Raw genomic sequence first — 18,887 nt, forward strand, 5'->3', positions numbered from 1 at the left:
ATGCTTGCAATAATAGCTATCTTGTTTGTCATCATCGGAGTCGTGGCTGGCATCATTGGCAGTATTGCGGGTCTGGGTGGTGGGATTTTTTTCGTGCCCGCCCTGCTATATTTTGGGAACTGGTACATGCCTGGATCGATGAACCCACAAGTAGCAGCGGCGACTTCGCTAATTGTGATTGCGGTAACGGCCCTATCTTCCTCCCTTTCTTATCTCAAGCAAAAAAGAGTAGATAAAGAGAGCGCTATGCTCTTTTTTATCGGGAGTGCCCCAGGTGCTATTGTGGGCGTGTATCTTAATACATTACTAGCAGTGGAGGGCTTTTCGCTGCTGTTTGGCTTGTTTCAGCTCTGCATGTTCGTCGTATTGATGGTCAAAGACAAAATCAAACCACGCAGCATCGAGTGGGAAGTCCAACGCCACTTCGTCGACAACGAAGGAAATGAATATGTGTACGGGTATAGCAAATGGTCCGTGATTACGATTGCCTTCTTTGTCGGGATTACCTCGTCGCTATTTGGCGTGGGGGGCGGCATCCTGATGGTTCCAGCCATGATGATTTTGTTTCGCTTCCCGCCGCATATTGCCACGGCTACGTCTATGGTGGTCATCTTTTTATCAGCCGTGGTTGGATCAATTACGAATATTTTCCACGACAACGTACACTGGCTGTATGCGGCGATGCTCGCACCTGGAGCATGGGCGGGCGGAAAGCTCGGAGCGATTGCCGCCAGTAAAATGAAAGGTCGCACCATCGTGCTGTTTTTGCGTGTCCTGATATTGGGAATTGCCATACAAATGATCGGAGAAGCGATTTTTGGATAATGAGACGAGAGGGAGGGGAAAGTCGTGGCTGACACCTGTACCTTACACATTTTGCACACGAATGACTTGCACAGCCATTTTGATACGATGCCGCGAATTGCAACCTGCCTGAGCAAGCACCGAGAAGAGTGGGAGGGCAAGGGAGAGCATGTGCTGGCGGTCGATATTGGAGACCATATGGATCGAATGGATATCCGATCGGAAGCGAGCTTTGGGAAAACAAACGTCGAGATCATGAACCGAAGCGGGATTCAATACGCGACGATCGGAAACAACGAAGGCATCACACTCCCGAAAGACAAGCTGAATGAACTGTACACAGATGCGCGCTTCACGATCATTACGGGCAATCTGTTTGAACCGACAACAAATTCTGTCCCGTCTTGGGCTGTACCGTACGCTATTCATACCGTAGGCGAGCTGCGGCTGGCGATCTTGGGGATGACGATTCCCTTTGGTCCCTCTTATCAAAGTATGGGATGGGAGATCAAGGAACCGATCCCGATTTTGCGTGAGCAGATTGCCGCGCTGCGCTCGTCAGTGGATGTTGTCATTTTGCTTTCGCATCTCGGCTATCAGACAGATTGTATGCTGGCAAATGAAATCGATGGGCTGGATATCATTTTGGGCGGACACTCCCACCGGGTGCTGCCTCATGGAGAACGCCTGGGAGGCACCTTGATCACACAAGCTGGGCGATTTGGCGAGTATGTCGGTCATGTGAAGCTCGTTTGGGACGGGAAGCGTAGAAGGATTACAGATATGCAAGCAGAGCTTCTACAGCCAGAACAGTATCAGGTAGACGAATCATTGAACCAATTCATTAAGCGTGAAAAAGCATGGGCAGAGAATCGTTTGTTTCAGCCGATTGTTCAACTGGAGCAAGACATGCACATAGGCTGGACGGAGGAGACCCCCTATGGTTCCTTCATTGCAGCAAGTATTCGCAAATGGACCGGTGCTGAGATCGGCATGGCAAATGGAGGGCTGCTGCTTGCAGATTTGCCGCGTGGGAGCTTGTCTTTTGCTGATTTGCTGCACAGTATGCCCCACCCGATCAATGCCTGTGCGGTCACGATTACAGGCGCGCAGCTCGCCACTGTTCTGGAGCAAGCCATTCAACCGGAAATGGTCCATCGGGAGCTGCGAGGGTACGGCTTTCGCGGCAAAATAGAAGGCTGGATGTGTGTGGACGGATTGCACATCCGCTACAGCGAGGATGACCAGCCGCAAATTATCCAGATTGAAGTCAACGGGCAACCGCTTGATCGCGAGCGTCTGTATCGAGTCGGGACGATCGACATGTTTATGTACAATCGCATGTTTCCTGATTTGCTGCTCGGCAGTGAGGTTACGTTTTTCTTGCCCGAGATGCTGCGTGAAGTGCTCGCCACCACGATCAAGGACCAGCAGATGCTGCAAAATGCGTTTCGTCCACGTTGGGAAAAGATATCGTCCCCGTCAAAAAACCAATCGTAGAGACCGGGTTTTCGGGAATGCTATCGAAAAACGGGAGGAGACGAGCGATGCGCTTCATTGATGAGGTATACAAGCTGTACAAAGGACATTTTAATGGCGATGAAGAGGACATTACAGCGATTGTCGTCGGCATTCTCGCGGAACAGTCTCGGGATGATTTGCTGGACTTGGTCGAGGAAATGGACGAGGAAGAGCTATTTCACATGCTCGCGACGTATATGATTGAAGTGATGAAACGAAAGGTTGCAATGGATGATGAACAATCCCCCACAACCATGATGCATTAACCTCACATTTCTCTTCTGAATGTCATAGGATGGTAACGCCAACAGACATGACAGGAAAAGGAGGAATCTTGATGGTCGAGGTAGTGCCAATCCACTTTCCAGAGGGGACGGCTATTGCTGTCACCGTTCGTTTGCCCAAGACGACGCTATTGGCTGTAACGACCGATCATGGCTACATCATGTGTGGAGCGCTGGATGTGGGGCTATTAAACGAAAGGTTAGCAGCGAGAGAAATTCTTGCCGGTCGTGCGGTGGGGGTCAAGACCATACAGGAATTGCTGGATGCGCCGCTGGAGTCCGTGACGACGACGGCGGAGAAGAAGGGGATTACGGCTGGCATGATTGGGCGGGATGCTGTCGTGAAAATGCTGTAAAACAACAAATGGTTTGCCTATAGAAGAAACCTTTGTCCCAGGACAAAGGTTTTTTAGTTTTCTCACGCTTTTTTACCAACGGGCATTTTGTTCTTCACAGATTCCGATCTTGCTTTGCACCGTAATTATTTTTCCATCAGGTGTTGAGAGTGTCCCGTCATATCGGCCGATTACTTGATGCAGAGTGGTTCGCACCAACACAAAATTTTTGTGCTCGGTTCGAATAAAAAGTGGTGTAAAGGTAAGGCGTACGGCAGACGATTCTTCACTCGCAAGCGTCCAAGGGAGCATCCGGTTGTCAGGATCGTAGGTAAAACGAATTTGTTCACTCAGCTTATAGAGGACACCATCGATCATCAAGCCATTTTCGGTCATTCCCGTTCCGTCCGTCCAGCCTCTGCCAAAGTTAAAGCCTGCGACACCCTCCGCATGACGGAAAGAGCAGGTCGTCCAATTCCAACGAGTGTGATACGGCCAAACGCCACGCCCAAAATCCAGACTGGCAAAAGCATTCTGCCGATCGAGCAAATAGGATTTCCCGTTATAGGCAATGGTGCCATGCACAGGCCGGGCCGCTTGCTTCGACGTGAACTGAAAGCGCTCCGCACTCCACGGAATCACGACATTTAAGGATTCGGCTGGTGGATCAATCACGATGTTGAGCGAGAGATGCTTATCGCCGGGACAAATGGCAGTCGCTTCTACACTCGTTCCGCTGGCTTTTGGCAGAAAGGAGACAGAGAGCTTGCGACTCGCAAAATGGCAAGGCTCATCTACGGCGGCACCAAGCCGAATCCCTGCACCAAAAGGAACCGTAACGGCATTGTCCGCGGTCTCTCCTGTCGTCAGATCAATAAAATGGACAAAGACAATGCCAGCGTAATCCAGATTGACCATCGCAATCGACATCGCACATTCAGGCGCGGTGATAAACCAAAAATTCCATTTTTTCCGGCGAAGCCAATGCCTGCTAAATTGGCAGTCATGCAACGGATAACGGGACCAGCCAACCGCTTCGGGAAGCAAGCGACCATTCTGATCACATAAGGAAAGAGGCTGCGTTAATTCTTTTTCAATAAGCGGCATACGATCATCTCCTTTGCAAACAAGGATTCTTCCAGACAAATGCGTCTCAAGTGTTTTTCCTCGATAGACATGAAAGAAAATCTAGAAAAAATTTCATGTAGAATCAAGTCGAATCACGCTATAATAGGGATACCCTGAGGAAAGGCGAAGGAAAGGAAATGCGACTGAAATCCATTCAAAAATGCCAGCCGGGTGATAAACTGGCTCGTTCCATCTATACAGAGAATGGAACGATTCTCGTTGGCGCCGGAGTAGAACTAACCCAACGAATGATAGCTCGACTCAAAAATAAAAACGTGAACAGTCTCTACATCCAAGACAAGCGCACGGATGATATCATCGTGGAGACAGTCATTTCCGAAAATACTCGCAGACAAGCAATGTCCCTGATTCATGATACATTCCGAACTGTTCATCAAGTCCCGGACAAATGGCAGCAGCTTTTTTCGGACAAAGGTTTGGGACGTAAGCTGCGGGATGTCATGCAAGCCGTTGCGGATGAATTGAACAACTGTGGTTCAGCCATGAATTTATTGGCAGATGCTTGCGCCTTCGACAATTACATATTCACGCACTCATTTAACGTTGCCTTGTATAGTACAGCTCTCGCCATAAATACGGGCTGTTCGGAAAAAGACGTGTTGGAGATTAGTATTGGCGGTATGCTCCACGACATCGGAAAAGTGCATATCCCAGACAACATATTGAAAAAGCCGGGCCGCCTTACGCAAGAAGAGTTTGAAATCATGAAAAGACATACGGAGATCGGTTTTGAAATGCTTCGTCGGCAAGACGACATCCCGTTGCTTGCAGCCCACTGCGCTTTTCAGCATCACGAGCGCTGGGATGGCTCTGGTTATCCCCGGCACCTGAAAAAGGAAGAGATTCATCCGTTTGGTCGCTTGATGGCAGTGGCGGATGTATTCGATGCCCTGACGTCGCATCGGGTATACCGTCGTGGAATGCTCCCTCACGAAGCGATGGAGGTGCTCTACTCCGGTTCAGGCAAACTGTTTGACCAAGTGTATGTAGAGGCTTTGCGAAATACGATTGCTCTCTACCCTGTAGGTCTGACCGTCACTCTGAACAATGGCATGTCTGGTGTCGTCGTCGACTCGAACAAGGGAATGCCGAGCCGTCCGATCATCAGAGTGCTGGTGGATGAGGAAGGTCGGGATATCGAGCATCCCTATGAGTATGACTTGTCCAAAATGCTGACGCTCATGATCATCGCCAGTGGCGATTTGGTATAATCAGAGCCAGTCCTTCTTTTTAAAAATGACAAACATCGTCGTGCCGATAGCCGCCATACATCCCAGCACGATGTAGTAGCCGTAGGGTGAACGCAGCTCAGGCATTACATCAAAGTTCATCCCGTATATACCGGTCACAATCGTCAACGGCATAAAAATCGTCGTCAAGGCGGTAAAAACACGCATAATATCGTTGGCTCTGCCAGCAAGCGCCGCTTGATACGCTTCGCGCAAGTTCCCGATGAGATCGCGAAAAGCTTCAAAGCTCTCTACAATTTTGCTGGCATCCTCTACAATATCGCCAAAGTACTTCCGCAGATAAGGTTGAATGAGCGGGAGTTCTTTTTTATGTAAGGCGTCAATTAAATCCCGCTGGGGAACGAGCATTTTACGGGCGTACAAGATTTCACTGCGCAGCCCGATAATTTGATCCAGATGGGATTTTTTCGTGTGCATCAAAATTTGCTCTTCCAGATTTTCAAGCAGGTCTTCAATTTTTTCGGTCACATCAAAATAACGATCGACAATTTGATCTACCAGGTAGTACAGAAACGCATCGGGGCGATTCACTTCTTTTTCCCGGATGATCGACAGCATGGTAGTGAATTCCGGGGCCTCCTGCTTCGTTACGGTGATGATGGTGCTGCTTCCCAAAAAAATATTGATCTCACGCAGGAAGATATCATGATTGTGGAAGGTAATACCATTGATGACCATAAAGTAATGATCATCGTAGTTTTGCAGCTTGGGCCGCTGTTCTTCCTCGTCGATGCAGTCCTCAACAGCCAGATGATGCAGTCCGAACAGCGGCTGTAAAATATCCAAATCGAATGGCGCGGCATGAATCCAGTAAAACCCGTTCACAGGTGGAGTAGTAGTCTCTTCGATGTCCTCTATTTCAGTGATGATTCCGTTTTGTACAAGTCTGATCTTCATGTTCGATTCTCCTGCAAGTGGATTCGGTTGCGGTGGGGAGACGGGGCCAGATTTGTGTGAGAATCAGTTCATAAGCAGAGCGAAGTGCTCGGCGGCTAGGCGGAGCCTTTGATGGACGCTGTTGCTTGGGAGTCGTCATGCAAGTTCGCCTCCTTGATGAAAGCCTTCATCCTATATGTATGAACGTCAACCCGTCCTTTTTCCCGCTGCTGCTAGCTGTGGTAATTCCTTTGATTCGTATGAGTCCGGTCGCTCCAAATAATACCGCATGTTTCATTGCTATAGTGTTTCTCACTTTCTACGATCCCTCTCTCTTATTTTACCGTTTAGGACGGTATGACCAAAGCCATTTTTTGCATACTACAGATATGCTGAACAGATGAAAAGGTGGATGTATCGACATGTGGACAAACAAGAGGGCAGGTATAATTGGCTGTATCGTATGGATGTTGACGGGAGCCGGGTGGGGACAAGCAGCTCTTGCCTTGGAGACGAGAGACGTACAGCCTCCTCCGACTGTTTTTGAGGAAATCCAGATCAAACGGCAGGATGTGACAGGCGATGGTCGACCGGATCTTATAACATTGCTAGGAAAGAGGTTTGCGGCAGACAGTCCTTACTTTGAACACTTAAAAATCATGGTTCAAGACCCCGTTGCGAAAAAAACAACCTTTTTTACAACACCGTATGGCGCTTATCAGCCGGAGATGTTCTTTTGTGATTTTACCGGAGGGGGTGTGCAGCAAATTTTGCTTCAGGCGCCGACTGGGGGTAGCGCAGGGACGTCTGAGTTTTATTTGTTCGCAGACAAGGACAACAAGCCGGCGATTCTGCCTGTTCCACAGTCCTTGACGATTTCGGGCTCCTATCAGGACCAATACAAGGTGCCATTGACGATCAAGGAGACGGGGGAGACTGTCGTTCTCGATTTGTCTGATCGCAAAAAAATCTATGAAGAAAATGGTGTCTACAAGAACGGGAAGCTGGTTTCTCCAGTAGAGGTCATGCCTAACACATTCAGTGTACTCATGCCTATCGATGAGAACCGCGATGGCATCTGTGAATTAAAAGGGGAGCAGAGAGTCAGCGGTATTGCCAACGCCGATACGATCGCCTATGTGGAGTCGTACTGGAAGTGGGACAAGACAAGCTGGAAGCTGCAGCGAGTAGTTGTGAGGAAAGCGGAAATGTAGGCGTAGCTAGGCTCATTCAACCGTCCATTGTCAAGGTGGACGGTTTACACCCGTTTGTAAAGGGGTATATAATTGAAAGGATATTCCAGAGATATATGTACTCGGATAAAAGGAGTTCAGGCTATGAGCACATGTCCGTTTTCCACCTTTTTTGGTTTGAAAGGGAAAGGAAAAAGTGAATCTTTTTTTCAGGGGGTGAAGGAAAAGGGGGAAGTGCAAGTTGTAGGGAAGAGCACCCTTGCGAAGCAACTAGCAATGATCAACCTGACCGAAGAAGAACTGAGCATTGTGAAAGCACTTCAGCCACTTATCATTCAAAATATTGACGCTATTGTGGACTATTTTTATGCCAGTATTGAGAAAGAGCCGCTTTTAATGAAGATTGTAAACCAAAACAGCACGATTGAACGGTTGAAGTTAACGTTGAACCGCCATATCTGCGAAATGTTTAGCGGACGCATCGACAGCGCTTACATTGAACAGCGCAGTAGAATTGCGGTTATACATATGCGAATTGGCTTGGAACCAAAATGGTACTTGGGTGCATTCCAAAACATTATGGTTTCCTTGATTGATCTCTTGCAAAAAAACATCCCGAACAAGGACGAATTCGTACAAGCTCTCACAGCTGTCACGAAGATTCTCAGCATCGAACAGCAAATTGTGCTGGAGGAATATGAAAACGAGCATGAAAAGGCACGGAGAGCGGATCAAGACAAAAAGGACGAGCTGCGAATCCTCCTGACCAATTCAGCGCATGAGCTGGCAGCGGTCTCAGAAGAAAACAGCGCGTCTGTTGTGCAATTAACAGAACAGTCGAGAGAAGTGCTCCGTTTTGCAGAAAATGGCACGGGCTTTTCCACGAAAGCACAAGACCTCTCCCGTGAAGGCAAAGAGAAGCTAGAAAAACAACAGGAACAAATGTGCTTGATTCAGAGCAGCGTCAAGCAAATCTCGGAAGAAATGAACGCAATGGAGGAAAACGCAGAAAAAATCCAAGGGATTGTAGAGGTCGTGACGGCGATTGCCGAGCAGACAAATCTCTTGGCGCTAAATGCTGCGATTGAAGCAGCACGTGCTGGCGAACAGGGACGCGGATTTGCCGTCGTTGCCGATGAGGTGCGCAAGCTGGCAGAACAGACCAAAAAGTCAGTATTTGGTGTTCGTGAGCTGATCGAGAAGACGAACCAACAGACAGCAGTCCTCTCATCGGTCGTGGTAGAAATCCAGGCGCTGGTACAATCGAGCACGACGGTAGTAAACGAGACGAATGCCTTTTTTGAAGGAATTATGAGCGCTGTCTCAGACAGTAAAGAGCAGAGCTCACGGATTCAGCGGGAGCTGGAAAACTTCTTTAAAGTCATGGAGGATATGAACCAAGCGGTGGCACAGGTAGCCAGCTCTGCGGATGAGCTATCGGAAATAACAGAAAACCTGTAGAAAAGAAAAATCAGTATTACGTTGTCGGTTCAAAGGGGCAATATTGGCGGCAATTGCGCAATGGAGGACTGTAAACGTTTATGGAGACAACCGGACTTTGTCCATTGTTGCGGATGGCGTGAATTTCCCCAGGCTCTACAAAATAGCATTCACCCGTGCTGACATGAGTGGTTTGTGCTCGTTGAACTTCATTTTCATTATTCGTTTGGACATAAATCATATTTGTTAACGTGCCTGAGACTACCAATTCCCATCCAAAAGAGTCACCGTGATTATGCGGAATGGATTCCTGGTCTGCTGGCAAATGGATCAAGACAACCTCTACATGTGGCGTGGAGAATAATACTTTGCGTCCATAAGGCAGGTTTAACGGCTCCGGGATGTATGGACCGAGTTGTTCCATGCAAGGAGACAAGGAAATAAGAGCGCGTCTAAGCTGGGCAGGCGTAGGCGAAACGAGGGCCCCAAATGCTTGTTCCAGACGTTCCAGATTCATAAATAACCTCCCAAACGAAAGTCATACTTCCTACACCATATGATCAAATTTCAAGAGTAGTGATAGTCTGAGCTTGGCCAAAAGGAAATTATTTACCATTATTATTACATTGTAAATCAACAGGATTACTTGAGGTTTAGGGCGCTTTTTTAGAAAAAGCGTCCTTTTTGTGCTATCGACAACCAGCTCACTCACCACCTATTATGAAGGTACGGCAACAAATGCCGTACAGGACGATTTGGGGAAACGTCCCCCATCAAATGTTTCGAGAACAAGAGCATTCTGATTTTCATTTAAGAGGAGGCATGCGCATGTCAACTGCCATAATCAGTGTACGCACCCACTAGAGGGGGGCGTTGATTCAAACCACCTGTCATGATCGGGAGGTTTGAATGCAGATGAATATAAAATGGTATTTGTATGTCAATGCGTTGTCATCCTTGGGATCACGCATGAACTTGATCGCGTGTAGCGCATTGATTTTTACATTTGAACATAGTGCTTATTGGATGACTGCTTTTTTCGTTGCAAGACAACTAGGAGGAATGCTGTTTAGTCCCTTGGCAGGCATATTGGCTGATCGAATGGACAGAAGGCGTACCATGATCGCAAGCGACATGGGGGCAGGTCTTGCTATTTTGGCCATCGCTTTTTATCCGACGCCGTATGTATTAATCGCAGCGGCTTTTCTCAATGGAATGCTGTATACGCTATTTCATATTAGCTTTCAGGCATCCTTGCCACAAATATTTGGGAGTGAGCAACTGGTCCAGGTCAATGGATTAAAGGTCAGGCTGGAGTCATTGGTAGGCATCATAGGCTTCATTCTGGGAGGATGGCTGACAGACCACTACGGTTATATCATTGTGATCATCTTGGATGCCGCCAGCTTTCTATTCTCTGCGTGGATTCTGACGAGACTTCGTTGGGAGGAAAAGCGGGACAATGCGCTAGCTACGTTTTCTGATGCGAATATCGGGGGAAAAGCAGCGAGCGGTTTTTGTGTCACCCTCCGTTACTTGCGGGAAACACCTGTGCTATTGACGATTAGCCTGTTAGCTTTTCTCGTATCGCTCAGTACGTCTGCCTATAATTACGGGTTGCCTTTTTTGGCGGACAAATTGCGTGGTAGTGACGCTACCCTTCACGGATTGATGTGGACGGCAATGAGCGTCGGAGCCTTGATTGGCTCCTATGTGGCAGCTCGTTTGCGGGTGGAGCTGGTGAATGGGATGCTCGTCGCTTATGCTGTTTTTTCCGTGGGCATCGTAGGGGCATTCGCGGCAAACCATGCTGTGTCTGTGCTATTGCTCTTGGTTTTCGCGGGTCTTTTTTCCGGGGCAGCGCAGGTTTATGAGAGCACACTTTTGCAACAAGCCCATAACGAGCTGCGCGGCAAGGTGATGGGGGTGCAGGGGCTTTTGAGTCGAAGCGGGTACTTCGTTGGTTTTCTCATAGCTCCATTCTTGGCGGGTGCCTTCACTTTAGTTGGGATGCTGGTCTTTGCTCAATTGATGTTTGTCGCAGGGCTGATCGGATTTGGCTTGTATCTCGTTTTTTTTCCAAAAAAATAGAAATCTGGCCTCTCGATACACGTAGTCTTTTTTCCACCTTCTAACCATAGGATGTACCAGTTGGGAGGTGTCGGGATTGGCCGTATTTCGACCCCGTCGGCGTTGGAGAAACCCGCTTTCACGTACGAAAGCGTTTTTGATCGCGTTCATTATCTTTTTTGTTTTGACGATACAGACCCTTGTGTTTTTGCAAAATCGATTGGAACCTACTCTTTTGATCCTGGCGACGCAAAAAGCCGAGCAATTGGCGAAAGAAGCGATAACAGATGCCGTAACCAAGCGGATTTCGCAGCAAGGCGTCGACTTCAATCAGATTGTCAAAATTGAGAAGAACAACGAGGGGCAGATTCAGGCGTATCAATTCAACTTCAAGGAATATGCAAGAATCGTGGGCGAAACAACAGCGAGAGTCCAAAACAAGCTCCAAGAGTTCGAGCAAGAAAAAGTAGACCGCACGATCCCGCTTGGTTTGGCTACCGGAAACTCCTTTTTGGCATCGATGGGGCCGAATTTGCCAGTGACTTTCGTGCCCATCGGCTCGGTCAAGACAAAGCTTGAGACAGAGCTGAAGGAAGCAGGCATCAATATGGTGCTGGCGACGGTTTATATTTTCGTAGAGGTCGATCTGCGCATCGTCATCCCTTTTGCGACTGAGGAGCAGACGATCACGACGAAAATCCCGATCACCCACTCCTTGATCATTGGCGATGTACCGACGTATTTGTACAACAACCCGGAAGGCAAGCCGGATGTGCCGCGTGCCCCTGGAGATACACCAGACGGCACTCCGTAATCGTTGAATAGGAAAAAGCGGCAGCGCATTGCTGTCGCTTTTTTCATAATACATTGGCCAAGGTTTGTTAATTATTCACATTTTCAGCAATCATTTGCCGCTATGATGAGAGTTGGATGTGATACCTATGAAGAAACAAAAGAAAATCCTCTTTTTCATCTTGTTAGTGGCAGGAACTTTGTTCGATTGGTCCAGTAGTCAGCTAAAACAGGACGTCGATCTGTACACGATAGGAATTGTGATTGCCAATGAGGATCGAAAAGATAAAGTAGCGGGATTAAAGGCTGGATTGCAATCGTTAGGTCTCAGTGAAGGAGCGCGTGTTCAGTATGTACCCGTTTATTTGAATACGGTTCAGACGCAAGAGGAGGAGCGCTCCCTTGTCCAGAGTTTGATTTCAAAAAAGCCGGATGTAATTGTCACGACTGGAGCGCACGAGACCTTTTTGATTCAACAGGAGACAACGACGGTTCCTATCGTTTTTATTGGTGTCGCCTCAATGGTCGAGCTGCCGCTTGTTGAGACAGAGGGGACGGTTACGTGTGGAATCAGCAATGGCCAAATGAATGTGATTGGGAAAAGATTGGAGCTGACAACTCGTTTGTTGCCTGAAGCCAAGCGCATTCTGATCATTGCCGATTCTCATGCTCCTACGACAGAGCAAGCCATCGTAGAAGCAGAGTCAGCTGCAACCTTGCTTGGTGTTCACTTGCAGGTGAAGCAGGTTGCTTCCCCAAAAGATTTAGAGCAATTGCTCAGTAGGCTCTCTCCAGGAGAATACGACGCCATGCTTCCTTTACCTAGCTATGTTCTGGAAGACGCGATTACGGATTGCTTGCCTCTTTTGATCGAGAAGCAATTGTTTGTCATGGGCGCATACCCCGAGCAGGTGAAGGCTGGCTTGTATGCCGCTTACGGCGTCTCCTTTCATGCACAAGGCATGCAGGCTGCTCATATGGTGGCTCGGGTGTTGGATGGAGTCCCTCCTACCGCTCTGTCAATCGAATGGCCGGATGACGTGCGGCTGGCTGTCAATGCCACTTCCTTGTCCAAGCTTCCGATTACCGTAACCGACCAACAGTGGTCACTGGCACAAGACTGGTATGGAGTGAGGAACAAATGAGGAGGAGCAGACTGCCGCGTATCAATCGACTGAAGACAAAGATGCTCCTGTTTGGGTTATGCATGTCCATCCTCCCTTTTCTGATTCTTGGTTATATCAATTTGCATACCAGTAAAGAAAAGGTTCGAGAAGAGGTAGACAGAGCCAATCAGATCTACGTGGAAAATACGTTGGCACAGTTGGATATGCTTTTTTTACATACCTCCCAATCCATGGAGGTGGTCCAGCAACGTTTTCTCAATGAGCGCCCTCGCGATGATGATGCTTATTTCTTACTAAATACGTTGTTGAAAACCTCCCCTTACATAGAGGAGGTCGTGCTTTTTCATCAGGATGGAGAGCCGCAGTTTATGCTGAATCGCTGGAAACACCAAAGGCTGGACACACCTAAGGAGAAAGACAACCAACTTCTTTCCACGATCCAGTCGGGAAAACCATACATCGGAAGCATTGTCCGATCAGCGGAAGGGAAGCTGCTGGTAACTGTTGCGATCCCTCATGTATCTGCCAACGGTGTAAAAGGCGGCATGTACGCAAAGCTCAATGTAAAACAGTTGCTCGAACAGGTCACACTGCGAGCGCGATATGAAAACGAGGCCTATTTATTCGTCACGGATGGGAAAAGCGATAGGTTTGCAGATCCGTTTATGTTGGGCAAGCCTTCTGATGGCTCTTTGACCTATTATGAACAAGCGATTCCTCCCTCATGGGTACTGCCAGATCGAACTGAAAAGCCTGTTATCCGTACATATCAAGCTTCCAATGGAGATGTCATGGTCAACTATGCGATGCGCTCCTCAGTCACACATTGGGTCATTATGCTGGAACAGTCGAGCCAAACGGCGTTTGCTGCCTTTTCAAAATTAGAACAATCTCTGCTCTTTACGACCTTATTCATCGCACTTATCGTGTTGGGGATTAGCATTGTGTTTTCTGTCTCGTTTAGCCGATTAATGGAAAAGATTGAATCCGCTGTGCAAAAAATCGCAGGTGGCGATTTATCCGTACGAATACCAGTAACGACCTCAGATGAAATTGGCAGACTAGCAGCGTCCTGCAATGAAATGGCACAGAGTCTGGAGATGAAGACCAATCAGCTTCTGGAAGAAAAGAAACGGCTTGATCTAGTCGTCAGTGGCATGGGGATGGGGTTGATTCTCGTAGATGAGTCTTTTCGCATTCGCTGGATTAACCAAACGGCGTCAGCGTGGTTCCAGGATACAGCTAATCTCCTAGGGAAAGACTGCCATCTGACGATTGGTCAGCAATTCAGTTCATGCAGCAGTTGCATGCTTCGAACGCGACAAATGGTAAACGAAAAGCAGACTGACCTTATTTCCTCCAGAGTCGATCAGGATGGACGTGTCCGTTCTTATCGCCATCAGGTTTTCCCTCTGCATCCGGAAAAAGAATCGTCTGCTTTTCTGGAGGTCATCGAGGACATCACGGAGAAACGAGAGCTAGAAGCCGCAATCGCACAAGCAGACAAGCTCGCTGCTATTGGACTCTTGGCGTCTGGCTTCGCCCACGAAATCAATAATCCATTAGGCATTCTATCGTTGTATGGACAAGACTTGCGAGACCGTCTGGTGGATGAGGATATTCGAGATTTACAGGACACAGGAGAGCTTACCCAATACTTGGATACGATGGACAAACAAATTAACCGTTGCAAGGAAATCACGACTCGATTGCTGCACTTTTCGGGAAAATCACCCGTTACCGAAGAAAAAGTAAATATTCATCAAGTCCTATCAGACATTCTCATCCTCCTGTCCCATGAAATACGTGTCAAACAGGTAACCGTGAACCAATCCCTGTCGGCCTCTGCTCCGTTTCTTCTCGCTACGCCCGGACAGCTTCAGCAGATCTTGCTTAATCTGTTAACCAATGCGCTGTACGCGATCCAGGAGCATGGAAATATTGAGATAGCAACTGACTCTCCATCGAATGATCAAATCCGTTTGCGGATCAGAGATGATGGATGCGGTATACCTGCAGCAGATTTGCCACATGTTTTGGAGCCCTTTTATACAACCAAGCCTCCTGGAAAAGGAACTGGTCTCGGGTTATCGGTCTGCTACGGGATTGTGACGAATTTAGGCGGAGAAATCGAGATCGAAAGTACGCCAAGCATAGGCACGACTGTTACGGTCATCCTGCCATCGGCAAAGGGGGAAGGAACAAAAGATGCACGCTGACACTCGTATACTCATTGTTGATGACGAAGCAGATTTCCGCCATCTATTAACCAGTCGATTAAAGAGAAAGGGATATACCACGCTGGAAGCACCTGACGGAATCAGCGCACAGAAGCTAGTGACCAGTGAAACGATACATGTGATTCTGCTTGATTTGAAAATGCCCGGGATGGACGGTCTCGCCTTTCTGCAATGGTGCAAGGAAGCCTCACCTGCCATTCAAATCATTGTGGTGACGGGACACGGAACCATCGAAACAGCTATCGAAGCGATGAAACGCGGCGCTTATGATTATTTGACAAAACCTTACAACCTCAATGAATTGGAGGTTCTGATATCCAAGGCCCTCGAAAAACAGCAATTGACCGAGGAAAACCAACAGTTGAGAGAAGTTCTATCGACAAATGGGAAAACGACGTTTCAAATCGTTGCGGAAAGCCCGAAGTTAAAAGAGGTCCTAGCAACGGCCAAGCGAGTAGCCAGTACGGATTTTCTCGTTCTCTTAAAAGGGGAAAGCGGGACAGGGAAGGATGTCATCGCGAGACTCATTTATGAATGTAGTGAGCGAGCATCAGAGGCATTCGTGCCGATCAATTTGGGGGCGATACCAGAAACGATGCTGGAAAGTGAACTGTTCGGGCATGAAAAGGGAGCTTTTACAGGCGCAACTGCTCAGAAAAAGGGACTGGTAGAGATTGCCCACCTAGGGACACTCTTTTTGGATGAAGTAGGGGACTTGCCTTTTCCTTTGCAGGTCAAGCTGCTCCGTTTTCTGGAAACCGGTGAATTTCGCCGAATAGGGAGCCCGATTCTGCACAAGGTGGATGTCCGTATCATTGCTGCTACCAATGCCGATCTGGAGAAGAAAGTGGAAGAAGGAACGTTTCGATCCGATCTATATTTCCGGCTGCATGTCATGGATATAACGATTCCACCCCTCACCCAGAGAAGAGAGGACATTTTGCCACTGGCCGCTTTCTTTTTGAATCGACTCAAGCGCAAGTACCCAGTCAAACCGCTTTCTTTGAAAGCGCAGGCTGCTCTTTTGGCCTACTCATTCCCAGGGAATGTCCGGGAGCTGGCTCATATGATTGAACGCGCTGTCGTTTTGGCAAAAGGAGTGGAGATTGAGGACAAGGATCTCTTTCCTCACGAACAGCCAGTACTTCACAACCCGTCAGATAGGAAGCTCCTTTCATCAGCAGAAACGGAAGAGGAAGAGGTATTTTTACTGAAAAATGTAGAGCGAGAACATATCAAGCATGTGCTGGACGTTCTGCAATGGAACAAGACCAAGACAGCTGAAAAGCTGGGGATCAGCGTACGTAATCTGTATCGCAAAATCGAAGAGTACGAGCTGCGACCGTGACATTTTGTCGCATACTGACCATGACATTTTGGCATGGTCTTTTCTTTTTCTTGCAGTTTGGGAGCGCCAAGTCGTTCGTTTTCTTGCTTTTATAGTTTGGCATGCCTCTTGCTACTCTCATGGTGTGAATGCACGATCAACATGGAGGAGTGAGACCTATGATCAAAAAAGAGAAGACAGGCTGGAAGAAGCTGTCTATGGTAGTAGTGGCGATGCTGGTTTTTGCAGGCTGCGCTACACAGCCGACCGCTCAACCCACAACAGTGAATGAGGCCAAAGATAAAACAGCGAGTGGGGCAACGGGAGCGATCAATCTAGATTCCTACACCCCGCCTAGTATGGACAAGGTGCCAGAAGGGCCATTGGGAGAATCGATTAAGTATGGACATAAGTTAATGAATGAAACGAGCACAGTGATCCCTGAATACACAGGGAATAAGCTCTCTTGCTCCAGCTGCCACGGTAATGCCGGAATGGATGCGACCTCTCCTTTAACAGGTGTCACAGCAGTCTATCCCCAGTACATTCCAAGGTCTGGCAAAGTGCTTACCATTGAGGATCGCATCAATGGTTGCTTTCAACGAAGCATGAACGGAAAGCCATTGCCTTACAACAGCGATGAAATGAGAGCGATGGTCGCCTATCTGACGTATATCTCAACAGATGTACCAGTAGGCATAAAAGAGCGCCCGTGGATAGAGAAAAATGATATGAAGAGCGTACCTCAACCGAATGTGGCCAATGGAGAAGCCCTCTTTCAAAAATCGTGTATGCAATGCCATGCAGCTGATGGTTCAGGTACAGGTCCAAACTCCGGACCAGCGCTATGGGGGGATAACTCCTTCAATATTGGTGCAGGCATGGCCCGAATTTCCAAAGCTGCTGGCTATATTCAGCGCAATATGCCTCTAGGGGAAATGGGCGGTATCAAGCAAGGTTCGTTAACGGATCAAGAAGCAGCGGACCTAGCTGCCTATATTTTGTCCAAGCCGCGTCCGGACTTTGCCAAAAAGGCACAAGACTGGCCAGCTGGAGGCGTTCCAAAGGATGTGCCGTATGCAGTAGACAGTTCAAAGAAGAAGCAATAGGAACTCAATACCTAACCCCAAAAAGGGGGCTGTCCCAAAAGTTATAAAATGACGGAGGGATAGTCCTCTTTTTGATAAAATGGAAGTGGCGAATTGTCAAAAAAGGAGGCGCAAAATGCTTAAAACCTTTCAAAAAGGCATTATTTTCGATATGGACAATACCTTGTTGCAATCCAGGATCGATTTTACCGAGATGAAGCGGGCCATTTTTCAGTTATGGGTGGACAATGGGATCGTTTCTTCTACACTTGAGTGGGAAATGCATACTGCATCGCAGCTCATTGAGATCGGGCGAAAAGCGGAGCAGATGACGAGAGAGCTGGAGCAAGCGATGTGGGATGCGGTAACCGCGATCGAGAAGGAAGGGATGCATGGCGCTGTTCTGGAGCGGCACGCGGTAGAAGTTCTAGAAGAGTTAAAGAACCGCTATCAGCTGTATATCTTGACAAACAACGCTTATGCTGCCGCTGAGGAGGCTTTGAACGGGACGGGAATCGCCTCCTACTTTGATGAAATCGTAGCACGCGAGCAGATGACGACCTTGAAGCCATCTCCATCGGGCATTCACTATATCCGCAGCCGCAAGCCGGACTGGCCTGTTTCGGCTTGGACGATGATCGGGGATTCGTGGATCGATGGAAAGGCGGCATGTGACGGACAAGTTGCTTTTATTGCCTATCAAGGGAATGAACTGGACATGGAGCGAAATGGTGTTGTACCAAGGGCGTACATAAATGATTTGGAAGAACTCCTGACCGTTCTTGAAAAGTTTGAGCAAGAGTAAAGTGCACTTCTCCAGTAAATGATTACAGACAATAGCGAAAAGTATGCTATACTTTGCATAACTGAATACCAGCCTTCAGGGTAGGGTGCAATTCCCGACCGGCGGTAATGACGAACGCACGTCTGAGCCCGCGACTCGCTATCGAAGCAGTTGATAGCGACTGACTTGGTGCAAATCCAAGGCCGACGGTACAGTCCGGATGGGAGAAGGTATTTGGAACGGCCTGTTTCGCTGTTTTTTTCAAAAAAACGGCAGAAGCAAGGCTTCTTTCTGAACGCCCTGAGCATAATATTCATGGGCGTTTTTATTTTTCATAAAACTTCATAGCGACAATCTTCAGGGCAAGGTGAAATTCCTGACCGGCGGTAATGGCGTACGTACGTCTGAGCCCGCGACTCGCTGACCACGCTTTTGCAGCGACTGATCTGGTGAAATCCCAGAGCCGACGGTACAGTCCGGATGGAAGAAGATTTTTTTGCTTTCTTCATTTGTTTTTTTCAAAAAACGGATGAGGTAAGGCTTCTTTCCCTATGCCCTGAAACGCTTTGAGGTTTCAAGGGCTTTTTGCGTTGTGTTTGGCTGGAAT

General features: G+C 48.1%; 17 protein-coding genes and 2 riboswitches. Of the genes, 14 read left to right on the plus strand and 3 right to left on the minus strand.

What is annotated here, in order from left to right; translation table 11 throughout:
- From C7R94_RS19220 to C7R94_RS19235, 4 genes are all read left to right on the plus strand, one after another.
- Positions 1 to 825, plus strand: a complete 825-nt coding sequence (locus C7R94_RS19220; protein WP_106783751.1) for a sulfite exporter TauE/SafE family protein — start codon at positions 1 to 3, stop codon at positions 823 to 825.
- A gap of 24 nt (positions 826 to 849) precedes the next feature.
- Positions 850 to 2,304 (plus strand): bifunctional metallophosphatase/5'-nucleotidase, encoded by a 1,455-nt coding sequence (locus C7R94_RS19225; RefSeq protein WP_106783754.1) that lies wholly within the window; start codon positions 850 to 852, stop codon positions 2,302 to 2,304.
- Between the two features lie 47 nt (positions 2,305 to 2,351).
- Positions 2,352 to 2,591 (plus strand): DUF6154 family protein, encoded by a 240-nt coding sequence (locus C7R94_RS19230; protein WP_047073055.1) that lies wholly within the window; start codon positions 2,352 to 2,354, stop codon positions 2,589 to 2,591.
- Positions 2,592 to 2,662: 71 nt separating this feature from the next.
- Positions 2,663 to 2,965 carry a YunC family protein gene (locus tag C7R94_RS19235; protein WP_047073052.1) on the plus strand — a complete coding sequence of 101 codons (303 nt, stop codon included), beginning with the start codon at positions 2,663 to 2,665 and terminating at the stop codon, positions 2,963 to 2,965.
- Between the two features lie 72 nt (positions 2,966 to 3,037).
- Here C7R94_RS19235 and C7R94_RS19240 read toward each other — a convergent pair whose 3' ends face one another.
- Complete coding sequence (locus C7R94_RS19240) at positions 3,038 to 4,051, minus strand: DUF2804 domain-containing protein (protein ID WP_106783757.1); 1,014 nt, start codon at positions 4,049 to 4,051, stop codon at positions 3,038 to 3,040.
- A gap of 158 nt (positions 4,052 to 4,209) precedes the next feature.
- Between C7R94_RS19240 and C7R94_RS19245 the strand changes: the two genes are divergently transcribed.
- Positions 4,210 to 5,304: an HD-GYP domain-containing protein gene (locus C7R94_RS19245; RefSeq protein ID WP_106783759.1), complete on the plus strand. Its 1,095-nt coding sequence runs from the start codon at positions 4,210 to 4,212 to the stop codon at positions 5,302 to 5,304.
- Here C7R94_RS19245 and corA read toward each other — a convergent pair whose 3' ends face one another.
- The gene (gene corA / locus C7R94_RS19250) at positions 5,305 to 6,240 is read right to left on the minus strand and encodes a magnesium/cobalt transporter CorA (RefSeq protein ID WP_047073047.1); all 936 of its coding nucleotides are present in this window, start codon (positions 6,238 to 6,240) and stop codon (positions 5,305 to 5,307) included.
- Positions 6,241 to 6,641: 401 nt separating this feature from the next.
- On the opposite strand from corA, the gene C7R94_RS19255 reads away from it, so the two are divergent.
- Entirely contained in the window at positions 6,642 to 7,433 is a 792-nt protein-coding gene (locus C7R94_RS19255; RefSeq protein WP_106783760.1) for a hypothetical protein, read from the plus strand.
- 123 nt (positions 7,434 to 7,556) lie between these two features.
- Positions 7,557 to 8,873, plus strand: a complete 1,317-nt coding sequence (locus C7R94_RS19260) for a globin-coupled sensor protein (protein WP_106783763.1) — start codon at positions 7,557 to 7,559, stop codon at positions 8,871 to 8,873.
- Between the two features lie 16 nt (positions 8,874 to 8,889).
- Here the strand turns inward: C7R94_RS19260 and C7R94_RS19265 are convergent, their stop codons facing one another.
- Positions 8,890 to 9,369 carry a cysteine dioxygenase gene (locus tag C7R94_RS19265; protein WP_047073042.1) on the minus strand — a complete coding sequence of 160 codons (480 nt, stop codon included), beginning with the start codon at positions 9,367 to 9,369 and terminating at the stop codon, positions 8,890 to 8,892.
- 398 nt (positions 9,370 to 9,767) lie between these two features.
- Here C7R94_RS19265 and C7R94_RS19270 point away from each other — a divergent pair, with 398 nt between their 5' ends.
- The 7 genes from C7R94_RS19270 (at position 9,768) to C7R94_RS19300 (ending at position 18,301) form a co-directional block, all read left to right on the plus strand.
- On the plus strand, positions 9,768 to 10,943 hold the full coding sequence (locus C7R94_RS19270; protein ID WP_106784136.1) for an MFS transporter: 1,176 nt from the start codon (positions 9,768 to 9,770) through the stop codon (positions 10,941 to 10,943).
- A gap of 67 nt (positions 10,944 to 11,010) precedes the next feature.
- Complete coding sequence (gene yunB, locus C7R94_RS19275; RefSeq protein WP_106783765.1) at positions 11,011 to 11,736, plus strand: sporulation protein YunB; 726 nt, start codon at positions 11,011 to 11,013, stop codon at positions 11,734 to 11,736.
- A 127-nt stretch (positions 11,737 to 11,863) separates the two neighbouring features.
- Positions 11,864 to 12,859, plus strand: a complete 996-nt coding sequence (locus C7R94_RS19280; protein WP_106783767.1) for an ABC transporter substrate-binding protein — start codon at positions 11,864 to 11,866, stop codon at positions 12,857 to 12,859.
- Entirely contained in the window at positions 12,856 to 15,060 is a 2,205-nt protein-coding gene (locus C7R94_RS19285; RefSeq protein ID WP_106783769.1) for an ATP-binding protein, read from the plus strand. Before C7R94_RS19280 ends, C7R94_RS19285 begins: the two co-directional genes overlap by 4 nt.
- Positions 15,050 to 16,429, plus strand: coding sequence for a sigma-54-dependent transcriptional regulator (locus tag C7R94_RS19290; RefSeq protein ID WP_106783773.1), 1,380 nt, complete (start codon positions 15,050 to 15,052; stop codon positions 16,427 to 16,429). The genes C7R94_RS19285 and C7R94_RS19290 overlap by 11 nt, the downstream gene beginning before the upstream one ends.
- A 158-nt stretch (positions 16,430 to 16,587) precedes the next feature.
- Entirely contained in the window at positions 16,588 to 17,517 is a 930-nt protein-coding gene (locus C7R94_RS19295) for a c-type cytochrome (RefSeq protein WP_106783774.1), read from the plus strand.
- A 115-nt stretch (positions 17,518 to 17,632) separates the two neighbouring features.
- Positions 17,633 to 18,301, plus strand: coding sequence for an HAD family hydrolase (locus C7R94_RS19300; protein ID WP_106783776.1), 669 nt, complete (start codon positions 17,633 to 17,635; stop codon positions 18,299 to 18,301).
- 67 nt (positions 18,302 to 18,368) lie between these two features.
- A riboswitch (FMN riboswitch) is annotated at positions 18,369 to 18,516 on the plus strand.
- Between the two features lie 113 nt (positions 18,517 to 18,629).
- Positions 18,630 to 18,776, plus strand: a riboswitch (FMN riboswitch).
- Positions 18,777 to 18,887 lie beyond the last annotated feature (111 nt).

Origin of the sequence: Brevibacillus sp. NRRL NRS-603, from assembly GCF_003013445.1 — a bacterium.
Classification (GTDB): domain Bacteria; phylum Bacillota; class Bacilli; order Brevibacillales; family Brevibacillaceae; genus Brevibacillus; species Brevibacillus formosus.

Excerpts from the sequence above, each read along its gene's own strand:
- C7R94_RS19300 (WP_106783776.1), top strand. The coding sequence starts at position 17,633 with ATGCTTAAAACCTTTCAAAAAGGCATTATTTTCGATATGGACAATACC.
- C7R94_RS19290 (WP_106783773.1), top strand. The coding sequence starts at position 15,050 with ATGCACGCTGACACTCGTATACTCATTGTTGATGACGAAGCAGATTTC.
- C7R94_RS19265 (WP_047073042.1), bottom strand. The coding sequence starts at position 9,369 with ATGAATCTGGAACGTCTGGAACAAGCATTTGGGGCCCTCGTTTCGCCT.
- C7R94_RS19245 (WP_106783759.1), top strand. The coding sequence starts at position 4,210 with ATGCGACTGAAATCCATTCAAAAATGCCAGCCGGGTGATAAACTGGCT.
- C7R94_RS19295 (WP_106783774.1), top strand. The coding sequence starts at position 16,588 with ATGATCAAAAAAGAGAAGACAGGCTGGAAGAAGCTGTCTATGGTAGTA.
- C7R94_RS19240 (WP_106783757.1), bottom strand. The coding sequence starts at position 4,051 with ATGCCGCTTATTGAAAAAGAATTAACGCAGCCTCTTTCCTTATGTGAT.
- C7R94_RS19230 (WP_047073055.1), top strand. The coding sequence starts at position 2,352 with ATGCGCTTCATTGATGAGGTATACAAGCTGTACAAAGGACATTTTAAT.
- C7R94_RS19280 (WP_106783767.1), top strand. The coding sequence starts at position 11,864 with ATGAAGAAACAAAAGAAAATCCTCTTTTTCATCTTGTTAGTGGCAGGA.
- C7R94_RS19220 (WP_106783751.1), top strand. The coding sequence starts at position 1 with ATGCTTGCAATAATAGCTATCTTGTTTGTCATCATCGGAGTCGTGGCT.
- C7R94_RS19270 (WP_106784136.1), top strand. The coding sequence starts at position 9,768 with ATGAATATAAAATGGTATTTGTATGTCAATGCGTTGTCATCCTTGGGA.
- C7R94_RS19235 (WP_047073052.1), top strand. The coding sequence starts at position 2,663 with ATGGTCGAGGTAGTGCCAATCCACTTTCCAGAGGGGACGGCTATTGCT.
- C7R94_RS19285 (WP_106783769.1), top strand. The coding sequence starts at position 12,856 with ATGAGGAGGAGCAGACTGCCGCGTATCAATCGACTGAAGACAAAGATG.
- corA (WP_047073047.1), bottom strand. The coding sequence starts at position 6,240 with ATGAAGATCAGACTTGTACAAAACGGAATCATCACTGAAATAGAGGAC.
- C7R94_RS19260 (WP_106783763.1), top strand. The coding sequence starts at position 7,557 with ATGAGCACATGTCCGTTTTCCACCTTTTTTGGTTTGAAAGGGAAAGGA.
- C7R94_RS19255 (WP_106783760.1), top strand. The coding sequence starts at position 6,642 with ATGTGGACAAACAAGAGGGCAGGTATAATTGGCTGTATCGTATGGATG.